This window comes from Actinomadura coerulea, assembly GCF_014208105.1.
Lineage (GTDB): Bacteria > Actinomycetota > Actinomycetes > Streptosporangiales > Streptosporangiaceae > Spirillospora > Spirillospora coerulea.
Window position 1 is genome coordinate 305,190 of the sequence record NZ_JACHMQ010000001.1, and the last position, 23,730, is coordinate 328,919.

The 23,730-nt window shown below is 73.1% G+C and carries 20 protein-coding genes; 9 read left to right on the top strand and 11 right to left on the bottom strand.

Features of this window, described 5'->3' with window-relative positions:
* The first annotated feature begins 41 nt into the window (after positions 1–41).
* Positions 42–1,478, top strand: coding sequence for a 30S ribosomal protein S12 methylthiotransferase RimO (gene rimO, locus BKA00_RS01465; RefSeq protein ID WP_185023202.1), 1,437 nt, complete (start codon positions 42–44; stop codon positions 1,476–1,478).
* The gene (gene pgsA, locus BKA00_RS01470; protein ID WP_185023203.1) at positions 1,475–2,068 is read left to right on the top strand and encodes a CDP-diacylglycerol--glycerol-3-phosphate 3-phosphatidyltransferase; all 594 of its coding nucleotides are present in this window, start codon (positions 1,475–1,477) and stop codon (positions 2,066–2,068) included. The genes rimO and pgsA overlap by 4 nt, the downstream gene beginning before the upstream one ends.
* A gap of 21 nt (positions 2,069–2,089) precedes the next feature.
* Here the strand turns inward: pgsA and BKA00_RS01475 are convergent, their stop codons facing one another.
* Positions 2,090–2,875: an MOSC domain-containing protein gene (locus BKA00_RS01475; protein WP_185023204.1), complete on the bottom strand. Its 786-nt coding sequence runs from the start codon at positions 2,873–2,875 to the stop codon at positions 2,090–2,092.
* An 87-nt stretch (positions 2,876–2,962) separates the two neighbouring features.
* On the opposite strand from BKA00_RS01475, the gene BKA00_RS01480 reads away from it, so the two are divergent.
* The 5 genes from BKA00_RS01480 (at position 2,963) to BKA00_RS01500 (ending at position 6,888) form a co-directional block, all read left to right on the top strand.
* Positions 2,963–3,475 carry a DUF1990 family protein gene (locus BKA00_RS01480; protein WP_185023205.1) on the top strand — a complete coding sequence of 171 codons (513 nt, stop codon included), beginning with the start codon at positions 2,963–2,965 and terminating at the stop codon, positions 3,473–3,475.
* Positions 3,476–3,929: 454 nt separating this feature from the next.
* Positions 3,930–5,225, top strand: coding sequence for a CinA family nicotinamide mononucleotide deamidase-related protein (locus BKA00_RS01485; RefSeq protein ID WP_185023206.1), 1,296 nt, complete (start codon positions 3,930–3,932; stop codon positions 5,223–5,225).
* A gap of 111 nt (positions 5,226–5,336) precedes the next feature.
* Positions 5,337–5,690, top strand: coding sequence for a helix-turn-helix domain-containing protein (locus tag BKA00_RS01490; protein WP_089313015.1), 354 nt, complete (start codon positions 5,337–5,339; stop codon positions 5,688–5,690).
* A 130-nt stretch (positions 5,691–5,820) separates the two neighbouring features.
* Positions 5,821–6,288 (top strand): Dps family protein, encoded by a 468-nt coding sequence (locus tag BKA00_RS01495; RefSeq protein ID WP_185023207.1) that lies wholly within the window; start codon positions 5,821–5,823, stop codon positions 6,286–6,288.
* Between the two features lie 99 nt (positions 6,289–6,387).
* Positions 6,388–6,888: a hypothetical protein gene (locus BKA00_RS01500; protein WP_185023208.1), complete on the top strand. Its 501-nt coding sequence runs from the start codon at positions 6,388–6,390 to the stop codon at positions 6,886–6,888.
* On the opposite strand, the gene BKA00_RS01505 is transcribed toward BKA00_RS01500, so the two are convergent.
* From BKA00_RS01505 to BKA00_RS01535, 7 genes are all read right to left on the bottom strand, one after another.
* Positions 6,889–7,767: a LysR substrate-binding domain-containing protein gene (locus BKA00_RS01505; RefSeq protein WP_185023209.1), complete on the bottom strand. Its 879-nt coding sequence runs from the start codon at positions 7,765–7,767 to the stop codon at positions 6,889–6,891.
* A gap of 122 nt (positions 7,768–7,889) precedes the next feature.
* Complete coding sequence (locus tag BKA00_RS01510) at positions 7,890–8,681, bottom strand: Fpg/Nei family DNA glycosylase (protein ID WP_185023210.1); 792 nt, start codon at positions 8,679–8,681, stop codon at positions 7,890–7,892.
* A 1-nt stretch (position 8,682) separates the two neighbouring features.
* Positions 8,683–9,147: an RrF2 family transcriptional regulator gene (locus BKA00_RS01515; RefSeq protein ID WP_185023211.1), complete on the bottom strand. Its 465-nt coding sequence runs from the start codon at positions 9,145–9,147 to the stop codon at positions 8,683–8,685.
* A gap of 821 nt (positions 9,148–9,968) precedes the next feature.
* On the bottom strand, positions 9,969–11,426 hold the full coding sequence (locus BKA00_RS01520) for a glycoside hydrolase family 3 protein (protein ID WP_230298523.1): 1,458 nt from the start codon (positions 11,424–11,426) through the stop codon (positions 9,969–9,971).
* Positions 11,423–12,262 (bottom strand): carbohydrate ABC transporter permease, encoded by an 840-nt coding sequence (locus BKA00_RS01525; RefSeq protein ID WP_185023212.1) that lies wholly within the window; start codon positions 12,260–12,262, stop codon positions 11,423–11,425. Before BKA00_RS01525 ends, BKA00_RS01520 begins: the two co-directional genes overlap by 4 nt.
* Complete coding sequence (locus tag BKA00_RS01530) at positions 12,259–13,230, bottom strand: carbohydrate ABC transporter permease (protein ID WP_185023213.1); 972 nt, start codon at positions 13,228–13,230, stop codon at positions 12,259–12,261. Before BKA00_RS01530 ends, BKA00_RS01525 begins: the two co-directional genes overlap by 4 nt.
* A 22-nt stretch (positions 13,231–13,252) precedes the next feature.
* Positions 13,253–14,524 carry an extracellular solute-binding protein gene (locus tag BKA00_RS01535; RefSeq protein WP_185023214.1) on the bottom strand — a complete coding sequence of 424 codons (1,272 nt, stop codon included), beginning with the start codon at positions 14,522–14,524 and terminating at the stop codon, positions 13,253–13,255.
* Positions 14,525–14,776: 252 nt separating this feature from the next.
* Between BKA00_RS01535 and BKA00_RS01540 the strand changes: the two genes are divergently transcribed.
* Positions 14,777–16,000 carry an ROK family transcriptional regulator gene (locus tag BKA00_RS01540; protein WP_185023215.1) on the top strand — a complete coding sequence of 408 codons (1,224 nt, stop codon included), beginning with the start codon at positions 14,777–14,779 and terminating at the stop codon, positions 15,998–16,000.
* An 81-nt stretch (positions 16,001–16,081) separates the two neighbouring features.
* Here BKA00_RS01540 and BKA00_RS39640 read toward each other — a convergent pair whose 3' ends face one another.
* Positions 16,082–16,216 carry a hypothetical protein gene (locus tag BKA00_RS39640; RefSeq protein ID WP_258938661.1) on the bottom strand — a complete coding sequence of 45 codons (135 nt, stop codon included), beginning with the start codon at positions 16,214–16,216 and terminating at the stop codon, positions 16,082–16,084.
* Positions 16,217–16,450: 234 nt separating this feature from the next.
* Between BKA00_RS39640 and secA2 the strand changes: the two genes are divergently transcribed.
* The gene (secA2, locus tag BKA00_RS01545; protein ID WP_185023216.1) at positions 16,451–18,784 is read left to right on the top strand and encodes an accessory Sec system translocase SecA2; all 2,334 of its coding nucleotides are present in this window, start codon (positions 16,451–16,453) and stop codon (positions 18,782–18,784) included.
* Here secA2 and BKA00_RS01550 read toward each other — a convergent pair.
* Together BKA00_RS01550 and BKA00_RS01555 are read right to left on the bottom strand one after the other, a co-directional pair.
* On the bottom strand, positions 18,765–18,941 hold the full coding sequence (locus BKA00_RS01550; protein WP_185023217.1) for a hypothetical protein: 177 nt from the start codon (positions 18,939–18,941) through the stop codon (positions 18,765–18,767). The genes secA2 and BKA00_RS01550 overlap by 20 nt on opposite strands.
* Positions 18,942–18,985: 44 nt before the next feature.
* Positions 18,986–23,638, bottom strand: coding sequence for an Lhr family helicase (locus BKA00_RS01555; RefSeq protein WP_185023218.1), 4,653 nt, complete (start codon positions 23,636–23,638; stop codon positions 18,986–18,988).
* Positions 23,639–23,730: the final 92 nt, after the last annotated feature.

The window sequence follows — 23,730 nt, forward strand, 5'->3', positions numbered from 1 at the left end:
CGATGGTCGGCATCGGCGCGGGGGCCCATTACCTTAGGGGCATGTCCACTCGCCGCAAGGTCTCACTCATCACGCTCGGCTGTGCCCGCAACGAGGTCGATTCCGAGGAGCTCGCCGCGCGCATCGAGGACGCGGGCTGGGACCTCGCGGACGGCGCGGACGGCGCCGACGTGGTGGTCGTCAACACCTGCGGCTTCATCGAGGCGGCCAAGAAGGACTCCATCGACACGCTGCTGGCCGCGCACGACTCCGGCGCCAAGGTCGTCGCGGCCGGGTGCATGGCCGAGCGGTACGGCAGCGAGCTGGCCGAGGCGCTGCCCGAGGCCGACGCGGTGATCGGCTTCGACGACTACACCGCGATCGGCGACCGCCTCGACGACGTCATGGCGGGACGCCGGCGCGACGCGCACACCCCGCGCGACCGCCGCACCCTTCTGCCGATCAGCCCGGTCGAGCGCCAGCGGGCGCACGGCTCCCACGTCCCGGGGCACGGCGGGCAGGACGACCTGCCGGACGGCGTGGCCCCGGCGTCGGGGCCGCGGGTGCTGCGGCGGCGCCTCGGCGGCGGCCCGGTCGCGCCGCTGAAGCTGGCGTCCGGCTGCGACCGGCGCTGCACGTTCTGCGCGATCCCCGCGTTCCGCGGCGCGTACGTGTCGCGCCCGCCCGCGGAGGTGCTGGAGGAGGCGCGCTGGCTCGCCGACCACGGCGTCCGCGAGCTGGTCCTCGTCAGCGAGAACTCCACGTCCTACGGCAAGGACCTCGGCGACCTGCGGGCGCTGGAGAAGCTGCTGCCGGAGCTCGCCGCCGTCGACGGCGTCGAGCGGGTGCGGGTGAGCTACCTGCAGCCCGCCGAGACGCGCCCCGGCCTCATCGAGGCGATCTGCGGCACGCCCGGCGTCGCGCCGTACTTCGACATGTCCTTCCAGCACGCGAGCGGCCCGGTGCTGCGCTCCATGCGCCGGTTCGGCGACCGGGAGCGGTTCCTCGGGCTGCTGGACCAGATCCGCGCGCTGGCGCCGGAGGCGGGCGTGCGCTCCAACTTCATCGTCGGCTTCCCCGGCGAGACCGAGGACGACTTCGAGGAGCTGGCGGAGTTCCTGTCGGCCGCCCGGCTCGACGCCGTCGGCGTGTTCGGCTACTCCGACGAGGAGGGCACGGAGGCCGCGAACCTGGACGGCAAGCTCGACCCCGCCGACGTCGCCGCCCGCGTCGAGGAGCTGTCCGGCCTCGCCGAGGAGCTGACCGCGCAGCGCGCCGAGGACCGCGTCGGCTCCGTGGTCCGCGTCCTGCTGGAGGACAAGGCCGACCCGGCGGGGGACGGGGCGCGCGACGGCGGTTTCGAGGGCCGCGCCGAGCACCAGGCGCCCGAGGTGGACGGGACGGTCCTGGTCCGCGGCGAGGGGCTCGCGCTCGGCGATATCGTGGAGGCCCGGGTCGTGGGCAGCGACGGGGTGGACCTCGTCGCTGACGTCTCGTGATCGCCGGCACCCCCGAGCCGGTCGCGGGCGCGCCGGATCCGCCGCAGGCCGGCGTGTGGAACATCGCCAACGCGCTCACGCTCCTGCGGATCGCGCTGGTGCCGCTCTTCGTCTGGCTGTTCTTCCTGGACGGCACCGGCTGGCGGCTCGCCGCCTTCGCGGTGTTCGCGGTCGCCTCGATCACCGACAAGATCGACGGCGACATCGCCCGGGCGCGCGGCCTCGTCACCGACTTCGGCAAGATCGCCGACCCGATCGCGGACAAGGCGCTCACCGGGGCGGCGCTGATCAGCCTGTCGGCGATGGGGGAGCTGTGGTGGTGGGTGACGGCCGCCATCCTCGTCCGCGAGATCGGCATCACGGTGATGCGGTTCGTCGTCCTGCGCCGCGGCGTGATCCCGGCGAGCAAGGGCGGCAAGCTGAAGACGACGCTCCAGGTCTTCGCCATCGGCTTCTACATCCTGCCGGGCCCGCTGGACTACCTGCGCTGGGCCACGATGGGCGCGGCGCTCGTCGTCACGGTCGTCACCGGGATCGACTACGTCGTCCAGGCCTGGCGCATGCGCCGCACGTCCGGCGAGACCTCCTGACCACCCGCGCGCAACGAGCCGTCACGACGCGGTGAGCTCGCCGCCCACACGGAGGGCGCCGAGCGCGCGAGGGACGCCGAGCCTGCCGAACATGATCTCCCGGGTGCCGCCGAAGCGCTCCGTTCGGTACCGGGCGAGGGCGCGCAGCGGCTCGGGGGACCGCCGGGCGGTGTCCTGGTCGGTGTTGATGATGACGCACCGGCCGCACGGCCTGATGAGCTCGATGTCCACATGGTCGCCGCGCAGCCGGGTGACGGAGTCCTCGCCGTAGGGCCCGAGTCCGCGCAGGACGATGTTGGGACGGAAGCGCGCCATCGGGAGCCGGGCGTCCATCCGCCGGTTCAGGTCGTCGAGCGACTCCTCCGACAGCACCGAGACGGGGTAGCCGTCGGCGTACGTCAGGGTGCCGCCGCCGAGCGCAGTGGGGCGCGTCCCGACGAAGCGGACGAGACGGCAGGGGACCCGCAGGACCTCGGAGAACCATTCGGCCGCCTCGTCGCCCTGGTCCATTCCCTGGCACGGGCGGCGGTGCACGGTGACGTCGAGCGGAGGGCCGTCCACCGCCTCGCACACCAGGGGCGAAGCCGCGAGCGGGGTGTGGACGACGAGCTTCACACCGTCGTAGTCGGGACGGAGCAAGGCCAGCTCGGGTACCTCCCGCTGCGACAGATGCCGGCCGTCCGGACGGACGAGCATGTACTCCCGGTCGTGCCGCAGCCCGTCCGTCGTCAGCTCGGCCTCGGCGACGGGGACCGCCCCCGCGCTCTTGATCGGAAAGACGTTCAGGCCGGCGACTATGACGAGCATGCGTCGGACGGTACGGACCGGCTCGCCGCGTGGCCAGGCGCAGCGGCGATACTTGACGCGGATTCGTCAGTTTGGAGGCCGGAGGGCATGACCGGGCAGGACTTCACCTACACCGAGGTCGGCGCGACGCGCGACGCCGAACGCCCGGCCGGGTACCGGCACATGCGGCAGCGGATGCTCGTCGGACGGGGACCCGAGGCATTCCGGAACGCCGCGGACGCGGTCATGGAGTTCTGGATGCACCGGGCGCTGCCGGTCCGGGTGCAGGCGTCGGCGCCGCGCGCCGCGCCCGGGGTGAGCGTCGTGATCGGGCTGGGCGTGGGACCGCTGCGCCTGAGGGCGCCCTGCCGGATCGTGTGGACGCGCGAGGAGGAGCGCTACGCCGGATGGGCGTACGGCACGCTTCCGGGCCACCCGGAGTCGGGGGAGGAGTCGTTCGTCGTCCATCTGGACGACGAGGGCGACGTGTGGCTGACGGTCACGGCGTTCAGCCGGCCGGCGACGGCGGCCGCCAGGCTGGCGGGCCCGTTCGGACGGGTGTTCCAGCGGTCCTACGCCCGCCGCTGCGGCGCCGTGCTGCGCCGCCTGTCGCGGGTTTAGGTGGGCCGCGGGACCACGCCCACCCCGGTCGTGGCCCCGCGGCCCCGCTTTAGGGCGCCCCGCGCTATTCGATTATCCCTGCCGGCGTGCCCGTGCACGAATCGGCGGAATGAGTTTTGACTCACAATGTGACCTGCGCTTCCTGCCATTGTCGGCCGCCGGGGCCGATGACGTGCGGCGACGATGCGCGCTCCGGGCGGCGCCTCGGCCGCGCGCAGCGTCCGGGCCGCTCCGGGCGCGGCGGACATAAACGCGGCCGTCTCTTTTCACGACGACGGAAAAGCGTTATCCCTGTGGGGCCGGTGTGAAGGCGGGGATCCGGTGGCGTCCTCATTCGGTCGGTTTTTCCGGTGAACCGGCGATCCGCCGGGCCCGTCGCGGCCGCGCGCCGGTAGATTCGGGGACGCTCGCGCGAGGCGACGGATCCCGCGCGGCGGGGACGGACGGGGACGCGATGCGGGTCGAACTGCTCACCGTGGGGGACGAACTGCTCCTCGGCGACACGATCAACGGGAACGCGGCGTGGCTCGGCCGCCGGCTCGCCGAACACGGCGTCGAGGTCACCCGCAGCGTGGTCGTCGGCGACGAGCTCGACGTGATCGTGGCGGCGGTGGCGTCCGCGCTGGACCGGGCCGACGCGGTCATCACCACCGGCGGGCTCGGCCCCACCTACGACGACGTGACGCGCGACGCCCTCGCCAAGGCGGCGGGCGTCGCCCTGGTCCGCGATCCGGCGCTGGAGCGGCGGCTGCGCGAGCGGGTCGCGCGGGCCGGCCGCGAGCCGCAGCCGATGGCGCTGCGCATGGCGGACGTCCCCGAGGGCGCGCGGCTGCTTCCCAACTCCGCCGGATCGGCGCCCGGCCTGCGCGTCGAGCTGCCCGGCGGGGTCGCCTACGCGCTGCCGGGCGTCCCGTTCGAGATGCGCACGATCATGGACGAGATCGTGCTGCCGGAGCTCGCGGAGACGGCCGGGCTGCCCTCCGTCGCGCGCCGCACGCTGCGCACCGCCCGGCTGTGGGAGTCGGTCGTCGCGACCCGCCTCGCCGAGGTGGAGGCGATGGACGGGGTGAAGCTCGCCTACCTGCCCGACCCCGCCGAGGTGAAGATCCGGATCACCGTGGCCGGCCGGGACGCCGCCGGACGCCTGGCGGGCGTGGAGTCGCGCGTCCGGGAGCTGCTCGGCCCGTCGGTCTACGGGGTCGAGGACGAGTCGCTCGGCCTGGTCGTGCACCGGCTGCTGCTGGCCCGGGGCGAGACCGTCGCCACGGCCGAGTCGCTGACCGGCGGCCTCGTCGGCGCCGAGCTCACCGCGACGCCGGGGTCGTCCGGCACCTATGCGGGGGGCATGGTCGCCTACGCCACCGATCTGAAGCGGAGCCTGCTCGGCGTGCCGGGCGACCTGCTCGCCGAGCACGGGGCCGTCCACCCGGACGTGGCCGGCGGGATGGCCGCGGGCGTCCGGGACGCGGTCGGGGCGACCTACGGGCTCGCGGTGACCGGCGTCGCCGGTCCCGACCCGCAGGACGGCCGTCCCGTCGGAACGGTCTATATCGGCTTGGCCGGACCTGGAGACTCGCTCACGGTGGTCGGCCCGAAACTCCCGGTGCCGGGGACGGGGCCGGAGATCCGCGCGGTGGTCCGGCGGATGACCGTCGTGCACGCGCTTGAGCTGCTGAGACGCCGATTGCTGGGACTTGACGTCGCCGACGGGAGCGGGGAGGCTCGGGCAGATCGGGAAGATCGGGGCTGATTACAGCGTTACGTTGCGAGCGAACACGAAATCAACGGTCTGCCACGGCCACCGCCAAGGCGGGTACGGTGGAACCGGCAGATGGTCCGAACTGAGGGAGGGAGCGAGACGATGGTCCTGCTTCGCCAGCTGCTCGGTGACGTACTGCGGCAGCTGCGGCTGCGCCAGGGACGCACCCTCCGTGAGGTGTCCGCGGCAGCGCGGGTGTCACTCGGCTACCTCTCCGAGGTCGAGCGGGGTCAGAAAGAGGCCTCTTCGGAGTTGCTGTCCTCTATCTGCAAAGCCCTGGGCGTTCCGCTGTCGCACGTGCTGAGGGAAGTCGCGGATCAGCTCGCCCTCGCCGAGCTGCAGCACGAGCCCGTCATGGCGGGCGCGCCGGAGCACGAGCGCATCTCCGCCGAGAGCATTCCGGAGACCCCGGAGGAGATCACCGGCGAGCTTCGCGCCGACATGGTCGCCGCCTGACCGTTTCCGGCGAGTTCATGCCCCGACCCGGGGCCGCGGGTGTGCGCGGCCTCACGGCATGGACTCGGCATTTCCGGGGACCTTCCTGTGTTGTAACGGATAACCGTAACGATGCGGAAGGAGCCCGTTCATGGCGTCGGTCAAGAGCCCGCTCAACGATGCGGCACTGAAGGCCGCCGGGGACGCTTTGCAGGGCGCTCTCATCGACCTGATCGATCTCGCGCTGGTCGCCAAGCAGGCGCACTGGAATCTCACCGGACGCAACTTCAAGGTCGTCCACGAGCACCTCGACGAGATCGTCGCGCTGGCCCGCAGCGGCCAGGACGACGTGGCCGAGCGCGCCGTGGCGATCGGGGCGAACCCCGACGGCCGTGTCCGCACGGTCGCCGACCGCACGACGATCCCGCAGCTGGAGGCCGGCTACCTCGCCGACGACAAGGTCGTCGCCGCGATCACCGACATCCTCGCGCAGATCATCGCGCGGTTCCGGGAGCGCATCGAGGCCACCGACGAGCCGGACCAGGTGACGCAGGACCTGCTCATCGGCATCACCGCCGAGCTCGAGAAGCAGCACTGGATGTTCCAGGCGCAGACCTGAGCGACCCGCTCCGGCGAAGACCCCGGCCCGCCCTCGGCGAGGACCCGGGGTTTTCCGCGTTCCGCCCCGTTCCGGTCCGCTTTCCGCCGATCATGAGGCATGCGCGCACTCTCCCGAACCCTGCCGGCCGCCGCCGCTCTGCTCGCACTGGCCGCCTGCGGCTCCGAAGGCGGCGGCGCGGGCCGTCCCTGCACGTTGATCGGGTCCGAGCCCGGCCTGAACCTGGTCGTTCCCGACGGCTCCCGCGTCGCCGCCGCCTCCCTTCGGGTGTGCTGGGGCGGGACGTGCCAGGAGCCCCGGATCGAGCTGACCCCGACCTCGAAGGCCGTCTCGACCGGCTGCGACGGCGACGGTCCCGACGCCGTCTGCGGTGCCTCGGCGTCCCCTGACGGGGGCAAGTCGGGCTTCGCGCGGCTCGACGGCCTCCCGAAGGCGCCCGTCCAGGTCACGCTCAAGCTCCGGGACGCGGAGGGGCGGACCTACTTCACCCACCGTCTCGACGTCACACCGAAGGCCACGTTCCCCAACGGCCCCCACTGCGGCGAAGGCCCCCCGCAGGCGGCGCTGACCGTGGCGAACGGGCAGGTGGCCGTCCGCTGATCAGAGGTGCGCCAGGACGGTCTCGGCGAACTCGACGGCGAGCGGGCTCAGAGCGTCCCAGCGGCGCGCCGCCCAGCCGGCGGTGAGCGGCGGCAGTTCCGGGATCGGAACCAGCCGGACGCCTCCCGGCCCCTCGCCCCATCCGGGCAGCGCGGGCAGGATCGCCTGGCCGAGGTCCAGTTCGGCCAGCAGGAGCGCGGTGTCCCAGTCGGCGACGCTCGTGGTGGACGTGAGGCGCACCCCGTGCCGTTCCAGCTGCATCTCCAGATGGACGCGCGACGTCGAGTGCGCGGGAAGCTCGATGTAGCGGATCGCGGCCAGCTCGCCCAGTGCCACCGACGCCCGCGCGGCCAGGGGGTCGTCAGCGTGCACGGCGAGCACCCACGGCAGCTCGCACGATGCCCGCTGCTCGACGCCCTCCAGCGGCGGTCCGATCGTCACCCACGCGAGATCGGCCGTGTGCGAGCGCACCGCCTCCAGGCACCTGCGGCTCGACCCGGCGGTCTCGAACTGGAGCGCCGCCTCGGGGTGGCGGGCCCGGAACTCCGCCACTCCCGCCGCCATGAAGTGCCGCACGGTCGTGGCCCCGGTCGCGACCCTGACGGTGCCCCCCACCCCGCGGCGCAGGTCGCCGAGGACGCGCAGCGCCGCGTCCAGCCCGGCGATCCCCTCCCTCGCCGCCTCGTGGAGGACGCGCCCCGCGCGGGTCGGGACCACCCCCCGGGGGCGCCGCTCCAGGAGCACGAGCCCGGTCTCGCGTTCGAGCCGCTTGACGTGCTGGCTGACGGCCGACTGGCTGCACGACAGGTCCCGCGCGACCGCGCTCAGGTTCCCCGCCGCGCAGACCGCCACGAAGACACGAAGATCGTCCAAGGTCACGGACCCAAGCTAGACCTTGGAGACAGTCAACGAAACCCGAGAATTGACTTGGAAGACCTCCTCGCCGCACGATCTCCATAAGGGCGCAGGATCCGGCGACCCGGAACGGCGGCGACCCGCCCTCAGGGGGCAGGGCGGGCGCCGACCGGCTGGCAGCGCGGGCACCAGAAGGCCGCCCGCTCACCCTGCTCCGCCCGCTCGACACGGGTTCCGCACCTGCGGCACGGACGTCCGGCGCGCCCGTACACCCAGTGCTCCCGGCCGCGCCCCAGCTCACCGGTCGTGATGTGGCCGTGGCGCTCCTTGTTGGCCTCCAGGAGCCGGTGAGAGAGCTGCACAAGGCCCGAAAGGTCGGGAACGTTCCGGACGGCGGTCCACGGGTTCACGCCCCGCAGGAACAGAACCTCGGCCTTGTAGACGTTGCCGATCCCGGCGACCCTCGTCTGGTCGAGCAGCGCCTCCCCGATCGCCCGCTCCGGTTCCTCCGCCAGCCGCGCGGCGGATTCGGCCGCCATCTCCGGCCCCCACGCCGGATCGAGGAGGTCGGGCCCGAGATGCCCGACCGCCGAGTCCTCCTCGTCGGTGCGCAGCAGTTCGACCACCCCCAGCGAGTACCCGACCGCCTGCCACTCCGCGTTCGCCAGCACGAGCCGCACCCGGTGGTCGCGCGGCGGAGGCCCGGCCCTGCGGATCTGCCAGCGTCCCTCCATCTTCAGGTGGGTGTGGACGGTCAGACCGCCCTCCACCCGCACGAGGAGATGCTTGCCGCGCGAGACCGCGTCCAGAACCGTCCGTCCGCGCAGATCCGCCGTCGCGTACCTCGGCACGCGGAAGTCCGAGCGCGTCAGCACCCGCCCCTTCAGCGCCTCGCGCAGGCGGCGGGCGGTCAGCCAGACGACGTCGCCCTCGGGCATGTCAGATCAGGGAGGGGCTTTCCCAGGCGGACGGGTCCTCGGTCAGCTTCTGGACGGGCGCCGGCAGTTCACCGGCGGCGATGTGCGCGAGCGTGACCTGCTCCAGAATCGACCGCTCGCTGGCGCGCAGCGCGATCCACACCTCCTGGAGGGAGCGCGCGGGCCCCTCGTACCCCACGTGCTCGGGCCGCTCGCCCCGCACGCCGAGCAGCGGCCCGTCGATGGCGCGGATGATGTCGGCCAGCGAGATCCGCTCGGCCGGGCGCGCCAGCCAGTAGCCGCCTTCGGGCCCCCGCTGGCTCCGCACGAGCCCGGACCGGCGCAGCTGGCCGAGGATGTTCTCCAGGAATTTGGGCGGTATCCGCTGGGCCTCGGCGAGCTGGACCGCGGTCACCGGATGACTCCCGGCGACCGCCAGTTCGGCGGAGGCGCGCAGCGCGTAGTCGACCCGGGCGGACAATCGCATATTCGCATTATCCCTTGCCGATAGGACCACTTCGGTTCTCCTGGCGTCTCTCTCCTCCTTCGGGCCCTGAGGGCCCTCCATCGTCGAGAAACGCGGGCGATCGCTGGCATCGCTCCGGCTCGCCCAGCGGCTCGCTGCGCGATCAGGTTCTCGCAGGCTCGAACCTGCCTTCGGACGCGATCGCGGCCACTGAGGTTGTTGCGGGGTTACGCCGACGGTTGAGGCAGCCGCCTGGCCCGCAGGATCGTGGTGCGCGACGGAAGATGAGCTTGGGTGAAGTGAGGGGTGAAGGGCGGCGCGACTACGGGAGGCTTGGCGGACACGCCCGCCGGTGCCGGGCTGGTCTGCGGACGCGCTGACGTGGCTCCAGCGTCTTCATAGTCATTCACGAGAACACCTCCGCAGACAGGTCCTTCACCACGGCCAGACACCGTACCTCCCCTGACACGACGCGTCCGCCGGAACCGGGCTCTTGTCCGGCGGACGCGCCGTGGCCTTGAAGGCCGCAGGGCTACCTCGGTCCTGCGGCAGGCGCGCGGCTGACCTCACCAGCTCGATCGCGCCCGAAGCAGGTTCAAGGGAAGCGAGGACCGGCCAGGCGGCGACCCCTGCCCGCCGGCCGGCACCCCTGCTGCACCGACCTCAGTCGGCACAGCAACCCCGCGACAAGCTGGGGCCGCGATCGCGTCCGAAGGCAGATTCGAGCGAAGCAAGAATCTGATCGGGCAGCGAGCCGCCAGGCGAGACGGAGCGATGCCAGCGATCGCCCGCTTTTAGCGACGATGGAGGGCCGCCAGGCCTGAAGGAGGAGTAAAAAGCAGTCAGCACAGCCCCAATAGTTCGGCGGCGGCTTGGGCGTTGGCGGCGGCGGCGCCGTAGGTGGCCATGTACACGGCGGAGCGGGGGCGCCAGACGGGGAGGCCCATTTCCACGACGACGGTGTCGGGGCGGGCGGTGAGCAGGGCGGTGGTGAGGGCGCGCTGGCCGGCGTGCCGGTGGGCGTCGCGGAGGACGATCACGAGGCCGCGCCCCTTGGCACGGTCCAAGACACGTTTCGCCGTCCCGTCCGCGCCGTCGGCCTGGACGGCGTCGGGCGCCCACGGGCGCAGGCCCCAGGGCGTCGGGCCGACCGCGATGTTGCCGGTCGACTCGGTCTCGACGACCAGGGGCGCCGCGGTCCAGCCGGGCAGCGCGCCCGTCACGCGGACGGCGCGGCGGGCGGCCTCCAGGCCGGCGGGCCGGTCGACGACGGCGGGGCTGTGCCCGGCGAGCCATTCCCTGAGCAGGCGGGTGCGCTCGGCCGCGTCGGCCAGCCTGGCGAGCGGGAGGCGCCCGGCGCGGACGGCCTCGTCGATCGCGGCGAGGGTGGCCTCGACGGTCTCGGCGTGCTCGCGCGGGCCGAGGCACAGCAGGTCGGCGCCCGCGATGAGGGCCCGCACGGACGCCTCCGGGATGCCGATCGCGCCGCTCGCGCCCTGCATGTCGAGCGCGTCGGTGACGATGACGCCCTGGTAGCCGAGCCGCTCGCGGAGCAGACCGGTGATCGCCTCCTGGGAGAGGGTGGCCGGCGCCCCGTGGGTGATGGCGGGCAGGTTGAGGTGCCCGGTCATCACCGCACGGGTGCCGGCTGCGATCGCCGCCCGGAACGGGACCAGCTCGCGCCGGTCCAGCAGGTCCAGGTCGGCGTCGACGAGCGGGATCCCGAGGTGGGAGTCGTCCACGGTCGCGCCGTGGCCGGGGAAGTGCTTGGCGCAGGCGGCGACGCCCGCCTCCTGCGTGCCGGTGACGGCGGCGGCGGCGTGCCGCGCGACCAGCGCGGGGTCCGAGCCGAACGAGCGGGTGCCGATGACGGGGTTGTCGTCGGCGGTGTTGACGTCGACCGACGGCGCGAAGTTGAAGTTGACGCCGACCTCGGCCAGCTCGGCGCCGAGCGAGCGGTAGATGCGGCGGGTCAGTTCGGGGTCGTCGACGGCGCCGAGCGCGGCGTTGCCCGGGTAGGGGCTGCCGGTCGCGTGGCCGCCGAGGCGGGTGACGTCGCCGCCCTCCTCGTCGATCGTGATGAAGGGGTCGCCGGCCTTGCGCATCTGCGCGGTGAGCGCGGCCAGCGCCTCCGGGCTCGGGACGTTGCCGGTGAGCGCGAAGAGCGTGACGCCGCCGAGGCCGGCCTCCAGCTCGTCCAGGACCCAGTGGGGGGCGGTCGCGCCGGGGAAGGACGGGAGCAGCGTGCCGCGTGCGAGCCGGGCGATCTCGGCCGTGGTCGCGATGTCGTCGGTCGTCACCCCTTCACCGCCCCGGCGGTGAGCCCGGACACCATGCGGCGCTGGACGATCAGGAAGAAGGCGATGACGGGAATGGTGAGCAGCGTGGACGCTGCCATGATGGGCCCCCAGGCGTTGCCGCTGCGGCCGAAGAAGAACTGCAGCATGATCGGCAGGGTGTACTTGGTCTGGTCGTCCAGGAACGTGAACGCGAAGATGAACTCGTTCCAGGCGGTGATGAAGGAGAAGATGCTGGTCGCCACCAGGCCGGGCGCGACGAGCGGGAGCATGACGCGGAAGAAGGTCCGGATCGGGCCGGCGCCGTCGATGGCGGCGGCCTCCTCCAGTTCGCGGGGCACCGCGGCGACGAAGCCGCGCAGCATCCAGATCGCGAACGGGACGGCGAAGCCGATGTAGACGATGACGAGGCCGGCCAGGCTGTTCAGCAGGTCAAGCTGCTTCAGGTCCAGGAACAGGGGGATGACCAGCGCCTCGCACGGGACCATCTGCACCACCAGCAGCATGATCAGGAAGGTGGTGCGGAAGCGGAACCGGAAGCGGGCGACGGCGATCGCGGCCATCAGCGAGAGCAGCCCCGACGCCAGGACGGTGACGAGCGCCAGGATCGCGCTGTTGCGGAAGTACTCCCAGAAGGAGACCTCGGCGATGCCGCCGTTCAGCACCAGGTCGAAGTGCTCCAGCGTCGGGTGGGACGGCAGCGGCTTCGGCGTCGTGCTGAAGATCTCGGTGTTGGGCTTGAAGGCGGTGGAGGCCATCCAGAAGACGGGGAACACCGCGACCAGGAAGACCAGCAGGCCCGTCCCGTTCAGCAGCAGCTTGCGCGGCAGGCGCCTCATCGGGTCTCCCCCTGACGGACCATGACCCGCACGTAGAGGGCGGTGACGACGAGCAGGATGAGCGTGAGCACGAGCGCGATCGCCGAGCCCATGCCGAGTTTCGGATTCAGCGAGCCGAACGCCTCGGAGTAGCCGTACAGCGACAGGTTGAACGCGTCGCGGTTGGCCATCCCGGCCATGATGAACAGCTGGGTGAAGACCTTGAAGTCCCAGATGATCGACATGACGACCAGCACGAGGAAGATCGGCTTGAGCATCGGGTAGGTGAGGCTCCAGAACGTCCGCCATGGGCCGGAGCCGTCCACCCGGGCCGCCTCGTACAGCTCGCCCGGGACGCTCTTCAGCCCGGCCAGCACGGACACCGCCACGAACGGGCACGCCTGCCAGACGACGCACACGGTGAGGACGGTGTAGGTGGACAGCGGCGTGGCGAACCAGTTGTAGTCGCTCCAGCCGCCGCCGACCAGGAAGTCCGGCAGCAGGTCCAGGCACCAGTTGACCAGGCCGCCGGTGGTGCCGAACAGCCAGCTGAAGATGATCGCGGCGGTGACCGGCGGCGTCGCCCAGGCGACCATCACGCCGCCGGCGACGAAGCTCGACATCCGCTTGCCGAGCTTGTTGAGCAGCAGCCCCACCAGCGTCCCGACGACCAGGGTCAGGGACACCGCGACGACGGCGAACAGCACGGTGTGCCGGAGGGTCTGCCAGAAGAAGGGGTCGTTGAAGATCTTGTCGAAGTTCTCGGTCCCCACCGTCTCGGCCGGCTCGCCGCGCAGCTGGCGGTTGCCGACCTTCTGGAACGACATGATCCCGATCTGGACCATGGGCCAGAACATCAGGACGGCGATCACCACCACGGTGGGCGCGATCAGCAGGTAGGGCCCGAAGCGGGGCCTGCGGCGGGGGCGCGCCCGGCCGGACGTTCTCCGGCCGGGCGCTCTCCGCACCGCGGGAGCGGTGTCGAGCATGGACGTTCCGATCAGCCGGGTACTACGGGTTCAGCAGCGTGTTGGCCTGCTCGTTCGCCTTCTTCATCTCCTCCTCGGCGGACTTGCCCTGCATGATCGCCTTGACGGCGTTCGGCAGCACCTTCTTGGCCTGCTCGAACTCGCCCCAGCCGGCGCTGATCGGCGGGAACTTGGTGTTGCCGGCGATCGCGGTGAAGACCTCCAGCTTGGGGTCGGAGAACTTCACGTCCGACCGCATGGAGGAGAAGCCGCTGTAGTCCGCCCAGATCTTGGCGTTCTTGGCGTCGTTCAGGAGCGTGATGTAGTCGAACGCCGCGCCCTTGGCCTTGCTGTCCTTCCACACCGCGAGGTCGGAGCCGCCCGCCATGACCGGGGCGTTGCCGCCGGTCTTGGCCGGGATCGGGAAGACGGCCCACTTGTCGGCGTTCTTCTCGGAGACCTTCTTCATCTCCTTGAGCGCCCAGCTGCCGTCGATGTACATGCCGAGCTTGCCGAGCGCGAAGTCGCGCTGCGGGCCCTCGAGCTCGTTCTTGCCCACGTACTTCTCGGGCGCGACCTTCTCGGTGGTGACGAGGCCGGCGTAGTACTTGACCGCCTCGACCGCCGCCGGCTGGTCGAGCTGCCCCTTGAAGCCGCCGTTGCCGTCGTCGGAGGCGACCTCGCCGCCGTTGCCCCACACGAAGCTGAGCAGCGCGTTGGTCTGGTCGCTCGGGATGCCGATGCCGGGGACCTTCTTGGAGTCCTGCACCTTCTTCGCGGCGGCGGAGAGGTCCGCCCACGTCTTCGGCGGCTGGATGCCGAGCTCCTGGAACCAGTCCGTCCGGTACCAGACGCCGCGGACGCCCCCGTACCACGGCACCGCGTAGGTCTTGCCGTCCGCGGTGTCGTTGCCGAGCGCGGTCTTGTTCAGGGTCTTGCCGTCGGCCCAGCCCTTGAACTCGTCGGTGATGTCGGCGAGGCTGCCCTGCTCGATGTGGGACTGGACGTCGGTGTTGCCGAGCTCGGTGACGTCGGGTCCTTCGCCGCCGGCCGCCGCCTTCTGGAAGGTGGTGGCGACCTGCGGCCACGGCACGTACTTGACCTGGACGTCGGTGTTCGGGTGCTTCTTCTTGAACTCGGCCTCGACGCCGTCGAGGATCTTGGTCTGCTCGGGCGTTCCGTCGCCCATCATCCAGACCTTGAGCTGCGCCGGGTCCTTGCCGTCGCCCGCGTCGCCGTCCTTGCCGTCGCCGCCGCAGGCCGTGGCGGCCAGGGCGATCGCGGCCGTCACTGCCGCAACCTTGATGTACTTCACTGGGGTTCCTTTCCGGCATCGCCTCGCGCGGCCTTGTGGCCTGCGGTGCGAGTGGAGACGGCGCGGACCCTTTAGGGTCCCAGCCATGCCCCTCTCGCGTTCGCATCGCTCGCGGGCGCCCTGCTCGCCAGTCCGCGCTCTGCGCGCGCCCCCGACCCGGGGTACCGTGCCGGTCGGCGCTTGGGCGTAAACTAACAAGAAACTTTCCTAAACAAAACTGCTCGTTAGCGGATTGAGACATCAGGGGTCGCAATGGCAAGACGCCCGGGAACGCCGAGGCTGCTGCGTGAGCTGAACGACCGCGCGGCGCTGGACCTGCTCGTCGAGCAGGGCCCGCTCACCCGCGCGCAGATCGGCGAGCACACCGGGTTGTCGAAGGTGACCGCGTCCCAGCTGCTCTCCCGGCTGGAGGAGCGCGGGCTCGTCTCGGTGGTGGGGGAGCAGGCCGGGGGGCGGGGCCCCAACGCCGCACTCTATGCGGTCGTCCCGTCCAGCGCGTACGTCGCCGGCCTGGAGGTGGGGCCGGACGGGGTGACGGCCGGCGTCGCCGACATCACCGGCCACATCGTCGCCCAGGTCACCGTGGACCCCAACGGCGCCGACGATCCCGTGAAGATGGTGCACAGCGCCGTCGTCAAGGCGTGCCGCTCGGCCAAGGTCGCGGTGTCCAAGCTGAGCGCGTTCGTCATCGGTACGCCCGGCGTCGTCGACCCCCGGTCCGGCGACGTCCAGTTCTCCTTCGACCTGCCCGCCTGGCACGAGGGCGTCCTCGCCGCGCTCCGCACCGACCTGCGCCGCCCCGTGACCATCGAGAACGACGTGAACCTCGCCGCGATCGCCGAACGGGCCTACGGGGCCGCGCGCGACGCCGACGACTTCGCGCTCATGTGGTTCGACCGCGGCATGGGCCTGTCGGTGATGCTCGGCGGGCGGCTGCACCGCGGCCGGTGGGGCGGCGCGGGGGAGATCGGCTACCTGCCCGTCCCCGGGGCGCCGCTGCCGGTCGGGGCCGCCCGGCGCGCCGCGCAGGACGAGGGGGTCACCGAGTCGACGACCTGGGGGATCCCGACCCTCGCGGGCGGCTACGGGGCCCTGGTGGGCGCGGACGCGGTCCGCGCCCTCGCGCACGAGCACGGCATCGCCGAGCCGACCGCCGTGGACTGCGTCCGCGCGGCCGCCGCCGACGAGGACCGCGGCGGCCCGTTCCTCGACGAGCTCGCCGACCGCATCTCCTACGGCGTGACCTCGGTCAACATCGTCCTGGACCCGGGGCTCATGGTGCTGTCGGGCAGCCTCGGCCGGGCCGGAGGGCGGCCGCTGGCCACCCGCATCGAGTCGATCGTCGGGCGGATCAGCCCGACCCGCCCCGCCGTCGCCGTCACCGGCGTGAAGGGCAACCCCGTCCTGCGCGGCGCCCTCCACGCGGCGCTGGAGCAGGCACGCGACGACGTCTTCTCGGCCGCGGGGGCATCGTAGGAAGGCGCGTCCGCGAAAGCGGGAAGCGCCTGCGCCCAGCCGGGGCGCAGGCGCTTCCCGGCCGCGCGGTGGACTGTTCCCCTACTTGGCGGACGCCGCCGCGACGGCGACCTCCGGATGACGCCGGGGGTCGTTCAGCGCGCGGTCGATGACGGTCTGGCTGATGATCTGACGCTTGCGCCGGAGAGCGGCGGCCTTGCGTGCCGTAGGTGTCATGCCGAAACCCCGTTCCGCGGTGGCGCTTTCCCCTTGGCCACCGCAAACCCCGTAATGCGGCCATGCTCTCAAACGAGAGGGCCGGAGGGGATCCGCCCGAGGAATGAATTCGAGGTCAGACCAGCAGCGGAGGACCGCCCTGGACAACCGCCGGTCCGCCGCGCTGAGATCATGGGAACGCCGACTTCTGCCCGCCCGTTGGGGGAACCGTGAGCGACGAACCGAGTGGCCGTCATGGCGCTGCGTGACCGGCTGCGGCGCCTCGTCCAGAAGCCCGGAAGCGTCGATCTCGCGCCGCTGCGCGCCCTGGTGGACGAGGCCGCGGCGCGCGAGTCCCGCGTCCGGGAGCTGCCGGACGCGGAGCTGACCGCGGCCGCGTCCGCCCTCCGCGAGAAGGAGGACCTCGCCGAGCTGTGCGCCCTCGGCAGGGAGGCCGCCCGGCGGGCCCTCGGGGAGCGGCCCTTCGACGTGCAGCTCGTCGGGACGCTCGCACTGCTGTCCGGGCACGTCGCCGAGATGGCCACCGGCGAGGGCAAGACCCTGGCGGGCGCCCTGGCGGCGGCCGGGTACGCGCTGCGCGGCAACCGGGTCCACGTGATGTCGGTCAACGACTACCTGGCGCGGCGCGACGCCGAGTGGATGGGGCCGCTCTACGCGATGCTCGGCGTCACCGTCGCCTGGGTCGGCCAGTCGTCCACGCCCGCCGAGCGGCGCGAGGCCTACCGGGCGGACGTGACGTACGCGCCGGTCAGCGAGGTCGGGTTCGACCTGCTCCGGGACCGGCTCGCCACCGGCGCCAGCGACCTCGTGCTGCCCGAGCCGTCCGTCGCGCTGATCGACGAGGCCGACTCGGTGCTGGTCGACGAGGCCATGGTCCCGCTCGTGCTGGCGGGCGCCGCCGATCTCGACGCCGCCGATCCCCGGTACGCCGACCTGGTCCGGCGGCTGCGCCCCGGGCTGCACTACGCCACCGACGACGAGGCCCGCAACGTCCAGCTCACGGCGGCCGGGGCGCGCGAGGTGGAACGCGCCCTCGGGCTCGACCTCTACGCCCCGGAGAACCTCGCCGCGCTCACCGCGGTGAACGTGGCGCTGCACGCGGAGGTCCTGCTGCACCGCGACGTGGACTACATCGTCCGGGACGGCGCGGTGAAGCTGGTCAGCGAGTCGCGGGGCCGGGTCGCTCTCCTCCAGCGCTGGCCGGACGGCCTGCAGGCGGCGGTCGAGGCGAAGGAGGCCCTGGACGCCTCCCCGAGCGGGGAGATCCTCGACTCGATCACCGTGCAGGAGCTGGTCGGGCGCTATCCCGTCCGGTGCGGCATGACGGGCACCGCGATGGCCGTCGCCGGGCAGCTGACCGAGTTCTACTCGCTGCCGATCGCGGTCGTCCCGCCGAACCGGCCGTGCGTCCGCGAGGACGAGCCGGACCGCCTCTACGCGACCGCCGCCGACAAGGAGGTCGCGATCGTCGAGGAGATCGCCGCCGCGCACGCCGGGGGGCGCCCGGTGCTGGTCGGGACGGGCGACGTCGCCGAGTCCGAGCGGCTCGCCCGCCGGCTGGCCCGCGCCGGGCTCGACCGGGTCGTCCTCAACGCCAAGAACGACGCCGAGGAGGCCGCGATCATCGCGGAGGCGGGCGCGTACGGCGCGATCACCGTCTCCACCCAGATGGCCGGCCGGGGCACCGACATCCGGCTGGGCGGCAGCCCCTCGCCGTCCGCCCCGGGCACCGCCCCGGCCGAGCGGGACGGCGCCGACCGCGACCGGGTCGCGCGGGCCGGCGGCCTGCTGGTCATCGGGACGGGCCGCTACCACAGCAGCCGCCTGGACGACCAGCTCAGGGGGCGGGCCGGGCGGCAGGGCGACCCCGGCGGCTCGGTGTTCTTCACCAGCCTCCAGGACGACCTCGTCACCCGCTACGCGCCGGACGAGGAGTCCAGGGCGCCCGCCGGCGACGACGGGCTCATCACCGACAAGAGCGCGCACTGGATCGTCGGCCACGCCCAGCGCGTCGCGGAGGGCGTCGACCTGGAGCTGCACCGCAACACGTGGCGGTACAACCACCTGATCGGGCTCCAGCGGCGGGAGGTGCTCGCCGAGCGCGACGCCGTCCTGCACGGCGACGCCGCCGACCGGGCCATGGCGGCGGACGCCCCGGAGCGGCACGCCGAGCTCACCGCGATCGCGGGCGCGGACGAGGTGGCCGGCGCCGCGCGGCAGATCGTCCTGTACCAGCTGGACCGCTGCTGGGCCGAGCACCTGGCGTTCCTCGCCGACCTGCGCGAGGGCATCCACCTGCGCTCGCTCGGCCGCGGCCTGGACCCGCTGGTCGAGTTCAACCGGGAGGCCGTCCCGGCGGGCAAGCGGCTCCTGGCCGACGCGCGCCGGCGGTCCGTCGCCGCCTTCGCGGCCCTCACCGCGTCCGAGGACGGCGTCGACCTCGACGCCGCGGGGCTGAAGCGGCCCTCGGCGACCTGGACCTACCTCGTCCACGACAACCCGTTCGGGTCCCTGGACGAGCGGGCCCTGCGCGGGCTGATCAACATGTTCAGGGGGCGGCGGCGCTGAGCCGGCGGGGCACGATCGCCTCGCCGGCGGAGCGGGCGGAGGCCGCCGCGTCGCGCACGCCGGCGACGCTGAACGCGACGAGCGCGCCCTCGTGCAGGATGAGCAGCTGGTCGGCCAGCACGCCGTCGCCCACGAGGCCGGCGAAGAGGGCGCGCACCCACGCCTTCTGCTCGGCGGCGTCGCGCTCCGCGGCTCGGACGGTCAGGAGCGCAGCCGCAGCCCCCGGGGCGTGGGATGGAAGCCGGCCGACTCCAGCGCGGCGGCCAGCGGGGAGTCATTGATGGCCTCGCCGTCGGCGCGCTCCACGGTCAGCTTGCCGAGCGCCCCCTCACGGACGGCCAGAGCGAGGGCGTCGACGGCCGGCTGCAGGACGTCCGGGTCGTCGTCCCAGGTGAGCAGGGTCCGCCCGCCGCGTTCGACATAGAGGACGAGGCGCCCCTCGACCAGGACGACGAGCGCGCCGACCTTGCGGCCCGGCTTGTGGCCGCTGGCGACCTCGTCGGCGCGCTCCGGCCAGGGCAGCGCCGCGCCGTAGGGGTTGGCGGGATCGGCCGCCGCGAGGACGAGCGCCCGGACCGCGGGTTTGCGGGGCGTCTCCCAGAGGGCGGAGATGTCGTCGGGCGCGGCGGCCGCCCCCGGGCGGAGAGCGCGGAGCCGGTCGACGGCCCCCGGCAGCGCGAACTGGGCGGCCCCCAGGCCCTCGACGAAGTAGCCCCGGCGGCAGCGCCCCGTCTCCTCGAACGCGCGCAGGACCGGGTACACGGCGGAGAAGCCGCCGGGAGTGCGCTCGGCGGCGACGGCGCCGCGGATGACGATGCCGTACCGCTCCAGGAGCGACTCGGCGAGGGCGTGCGAGCGCAGGGTCGCGGCGGATTCGCGCTCGGGAAGCGGCCACCAGCGCCCGGCGACCGTCGGCGGACCCGTCCGGGACGGCAGGACGGGACGCCCGCGGCGCGTCGTCCGGGAACGGTGCGTCGGACGGCCCGATCCGAGCGCGGACCGCAGCGGGGCCAGCGTGTCGTTGGTGAGGTGGCCGGCCCAGACGAGGTCCCACACGGCGGTGACGAGGTCGGCGTCGCCCGCGGTGGCCTGCTTGTTCACACGGTCGGACAGCGTCCGGAAGAACAGCGCGCCTCCGTCGCCGAGGGCGTCGAGGACGGCCTGGTGCACGGGCGTGAGCGTGATCTCGGCGGGGTTCGGCATGAGCAGCGGGGCGGTGTCGGCCAGGTACAGCGCCACCCAGCCGTCGCCGCCCGGCAGCCCTCCCTGGCCCGCCCACACGACCTCGCCGGCCGAGGTCAGCTCGTCCAGCATCGCCGGGGTGTAGCCGGGGACCCGCGACGGCAGGACCAGCGACTCCAGCGCGGACGCGGGCACCGCCGCGCCCTGCAACTGCTCGATCGCCTGGACGAGCGCGTCGATGCCCCGCAGCCGCGACCCGCCCGAGATGCCGTGCCAGGCCGGCAGGAACCGGCCGAGCGACTCCGGCGGGGACGGCTCCACCTCGGCGCGCAGGCGTGCCAGCGAACGGCGCCGGAGCATCCGCAGCACGCCGCTGTCGCACCATTCGGTCGTCAGCGGGCCCGCCACCGACCCGACCGGCAGGAACTCGCCCTCGACGACCCGGCCCGAGCCCGAGAGCCGCCGCAGCGTCTCGACGACCACGGCGACGCCCAGCCCGAAGCGCGCCGCCGCCTCGGCCGCCCGGAACGGCCCGTGCGTCCGCGCGTACCGGGAGACCAGGTCGCCGAGCGGGTCGCCGACCGGTTCGAGGAACGCCTCCGGGACCCCCACCGGCAGCGGCGCGCCGAGCGCGTCCCGCAGCCGGCCGGCGTCCTCGATCGCGGCCCAGTGCTCCTCCCCGGCGATCCGGACGCGGATCGCCCGCCGCGTCGCCTCCAGCTCCGCCAGCCACCGCGAGACCAGGACCATCACTTCGTCCGGCACGGGACCGCCTGCCGCGGCGGTCTCCGCGTCACCCGCCGCGGCCCCGCCCTCGTCCGGCGGGGCGCCGAGACCCGCGGGCAGTGCGCGTTCGGCCGCCTCGGCCGTGGTGAGGGGGCCGAGCGCGCGGAGGAGGTCGGCGACGCCCTCCATGTCACGGGCCCGGCGGTCGGCGGCCAGGCGCTGGAGTTCGCGCTCGGTCTCGGCGACGGCGTCGGGATCGAGCAGCTCGCGCAGGTCGGCCTGGCCGAGCAGTTCGGCGAGGAGCGCCGAGTCGAGAGCCAGGGCCTGCGCGCGGCGCTCCGCCAGGGGCGAGTCGCCCTCGTACATGAACGCGCCCACGTAGTGGAACAGCAGGGAACGCGCGTAGGGGGACGGCTCGGAGGTCTCCACCTCCACCATGCGGACCTTGCGTCCGGACATGTCGCGCATGAGCTGCACCAGGCCCGGGACGTCGAACACGTCCTGCAGGCACTCGCGCATGGTCTCCAGCACGATCGGGAACGACGGGTACTTGCTCGCCACGGCCAGGAGCTGCGCGGCGCGCTGGCGCTGCTGCCACAGGGGCATGCGCTTGTCGGGACGGCGGCGGGGGAGCAGCAGCGAGCGCGCCGCGCACTCGCGGAACCGGGCGGCGAACAGCGCCGAGCCGCCCAGCTCGTCGACGACGATGCGCTCGATGTCGTCGGCGTCGAAGACGGCGAGGTCGAGACCGGGGGGCTCGTCCATGTCCGGGATGCGGATGACGATGCCGTCGTCGGCGTGCATTGCCTGCGCGTCGACGCCGTACCGCTCGCGCAGGCGGCCGGCTATGGCGAGCGCCCAGGGGGCGTGCACACGCGCGCCCAGCGGAGAGTGGACGACCATGCGCCAGTCACCGAGCTCGTCGCGGAACCGTTCGACGACCATCGTGCGGTCGTCGGGGATGTGCCCGGTGGCCTCACGCTGCTCGGTCAGATAGGAGACGAGGTTGGCGGAGGCCCAGTCGTCCAGGCCGGCCGAGGTGACGCGTGCCCGCGCCTCCTGCTGGGGCAGTTCGGCCAGCTCGCGGGTGAACGAACCGAGGGCGCGGCCCAGTTCGGCCGGACGCCCCAGCGTGTCGCCGTGCCAGAACGGCAGCTTGCCGGGCTGGCCCGGCGCGGGGGAGACGAGCACGCGGTCGGGGGTGATGTCCTCGATCCGCCATGAGCTCGCACCGAGGACGAACACGTCCCCCACGCGCGACTCGTAGACCATCTCCTCGTCGAGTTCGCCGACGCGCGAGGCCTTCTCGCCGACGAGGAACACCCCGAACAGGCCGCGGTCCGGGATCGTCCCGCCACTGGTCACGGCGAGCCGTTGGGCACCCGGACGGTCGCGCAGCACGCCGGTCACGCGGTCCCAGACAAGGCGGGGACGGAGTTCGCCGAACTCGTCGCTGGGGTAGCGCCCGGCGAGCATGTCCAGGGACGCCTCAAGCGCCGACCGGGGGAGCGTGGCGTAGGGGGCGGCGCGTTTGACGAGGGATTCGAGGTCGTCGACCGTCCATTCGTCCATGGAGACCATCGCGACGATCTGCTGGGCGAGGACGTCGAGGGGATTGCGCGGGTACCGCAGCTCCTCGATCTCGCCGCCGCGCATGCGTTCGGCCACCACGGCCGTCTGCACGAGGTCGCCCCGGTACTTGGGGAAGATGACGCCCTTGGACACGGCGCCGACCTGGTGGCCGGCGCGACCGACCCGCTGGAGCCCGTTGGCGACCGACGGCGGCGACTCCACCTGGACGACCAGGTCGACCGCGCCCATGTCGATGCCGAGTTCCAGGCTGGACGTCGCCACGACCGCGGGCAGGCGGCCCTCCTTCAAGGCGTTCTCGATGCCGGCCCGCTCCTCCTTGGAGACGGAGCCGTGGTGCGCCCTGGCGATTTCCATCGGCGCCCCCTTGGCGGCGCCCGCCTGGGCCATCGTGGCCGCGGGGGAGTGGTCCTCCGGGAGGGGCTCGCCGTCCGCGCGCTCGTAGGCGAGTTCGTTCAGCCGTCCGCACAGCCTCTCGGCCAGACGCCGGGAGTTGGCGAACACGAGCGTCGAGCGGTGCGCCTGGATCAGGTCGAGCAGGCGGTCCTCCACGTGGGGCCAGATGCTGCGCTGGCGGGGGTCGGGCGTACCCGAGTCGTCGACGAACCGGCCGACCTCGCCCATGTCCTCGACCGGGACGACGATGTCGAGCTCGAACACCTTCTCCGAGGGCGGCTGGACCACGGCGGCGGGCCTCGGCCCGCCCAGGAAGGCCGCCACCTCGCCCGCGGGACGGACCGTCGCCGACAGGCCGACGCGCTGGGCGGGGCGTTCGAGGAGCGCGTCCAGCCGTTCGAGGGACAGCGCGAGATGCGCGCCGCGCTTGGTGCCCGCCACGGCGTGCACCTCGTCGACGATGACGGTCTCCACCCCGCGCAGCGACTCGCGCGCCCGCGAGGTGAGGATCAGGAACAGCGACTCCGGGGTGGTGATCAGGATGTCGGGCGGCCTGACGGCCAGCCGGCGGCGCTCGTCGGCCGGGGTGTCGCCCGACCGCATCCCGACCCGGACGTCCGGCTCGGGCAGGCCGAGGCGCCGCGCCGCGTGGCGGATGCCGGTCAGCGGGGCGCGCAGGTTGCGCTCGACGTCGACGGCGAGGGCCTTCAGCGGCGACACGTACAGGACGCGGCAGCGGCGCAGCGGGTCTTCGGGAAGGGCCTCGGTGCCGAGCCGGTCGAGGGACCACAGGAAGGCCGCCAGGGTCTTGCCGGACCCGGTCGGCGCCACGACCAGCGTGTTGTCGCCGCCGGCGATAGACTCCCAGGCCCCGGCCTGCGCGGGCGTGGGCGCGGCGAACGCCCCGGTGAACCAGGCGCGGGTCGCCGGGGAGAAGCGTTCGAGCACGTCACCGCCCATGGCGCCATACTGCCTCGCGGGTGGGACAGAATGCGCGGGCGTGGCACGCGTCACATGGATGTCGTCCTTCCGCGGACCCTCTTGTAAGCAAG

Excerpts from the sequence above, each read along its gene's own strand:
- rimO (WP_185023202.1), top strand. The coding sequence starts at position 42 with ATGTCCACTCGCCGCAAGGTCTCACTCATCACGCTCGGCTGTGCCCGC.
- BKA00_RS01475 (WP_185023204.1), bottom strand. The coding sequence starts at position 2,875 with ATGCTCGTCATAGTCGCCGGCCTGAACGTCTTTCCGATCAAGAGCGCG.
- BKA00_RS01480 (WP_185023205.1), top strand. The coding sequence starts at position 2,963 with ATGACCGGGCAGGACTTCACCTACACCGAGGTCGGCGCGACGCGCGAC.
- BKA00_RS01485 (WP_185023206.1), top strand. The coding sequence starts at position 3,930 with ATGCGGGTCGAACTGCTCACCGTGGGGGACGAACTGCTCCTCGGCGAC.
- BKA00_RS01490 (WP_089313015.1), top strand. The coding sequence starts at position 5,337 with ATGGTCCTGCTTCGCCAGCTGCTCGGTGACGTACTGCGGCAGCTGCGG.
- BKA00_RS01495 (WP_185023207.1), top strand. The coding sequence starts at position 5,821 with ATGGCGTCGGTCAAGAGCCCGCTCAACGATGCGGCACTGAAGGCCGCC.
- BKA00_RS01500 (WP_185023208.1), top strand. The coding sequence starts at position 6,388 with ATGCGCGCACTCTCCCGAACCCTGCCGGCCGCCGCCGCTCTGCTCGCA.
- BKA00_RS01510 (WP_185023210.1), bottom strand. The coding sequence starts at position 8,681 with ATGCCCGAGGGCGACGTCGTCTGGCTGACCGCCCGCCGCCTGCGCGAG.
- BKA00_RS01515 (WP_185023211.1), bottom strand. The coding sequence starts at position 9,147 with ATGCGATTGTCCGCCCGGGTCGACTACGCGCTGCGCGCCTCCGCCGAA.
- BKA00_RS01525 (WP_185023212.1), bottom strand. The coding sequence starts at position 12,262 with ATGAGGCGCCTGCCGCGCAAGCTGCTGCTGAACGGGACGGGCCTGCTG.
- BKA00_RS01530 (WP_185023213.1), bottom strand. The coding sequence starts at position 13,230 with ATGCTCGACACCGCTCCCGCGGTGCGGAGAGCGCCCGGCCGGAGAACG.
- BKA00_RS01540 (WP_185023215.1), top strand. The coding sequence starts at position 14,777 with ATGGCAAGACGCCCGGGAACGCCGAGGCTGCTGCGTGAGCTGAACGAC.
- BKA00_RS39640 (WP_258938661.1), bottom strand. The coding sequence starts at position 16,216 with ATGACACCTACGGCACGCAAGGCCGCCGCTCTCCGGCGCAAGCGTCAG.
- secA2 (WP_185023216.1), top strand. The coding sequence starts at position 16,451 with ATGGCGCTGCGTGACCGGCTGCGGCGCCTCGTCCAGAAGCCCGGAAGC.
- BKA00_RS01555 (WP_185023218.1), bottom strand. The coding sequence starts at position 23,638 with ATGGGCGGTGACGTGCTCGAACGCTTCTCCCCGGCGACCCGCGCCTGG.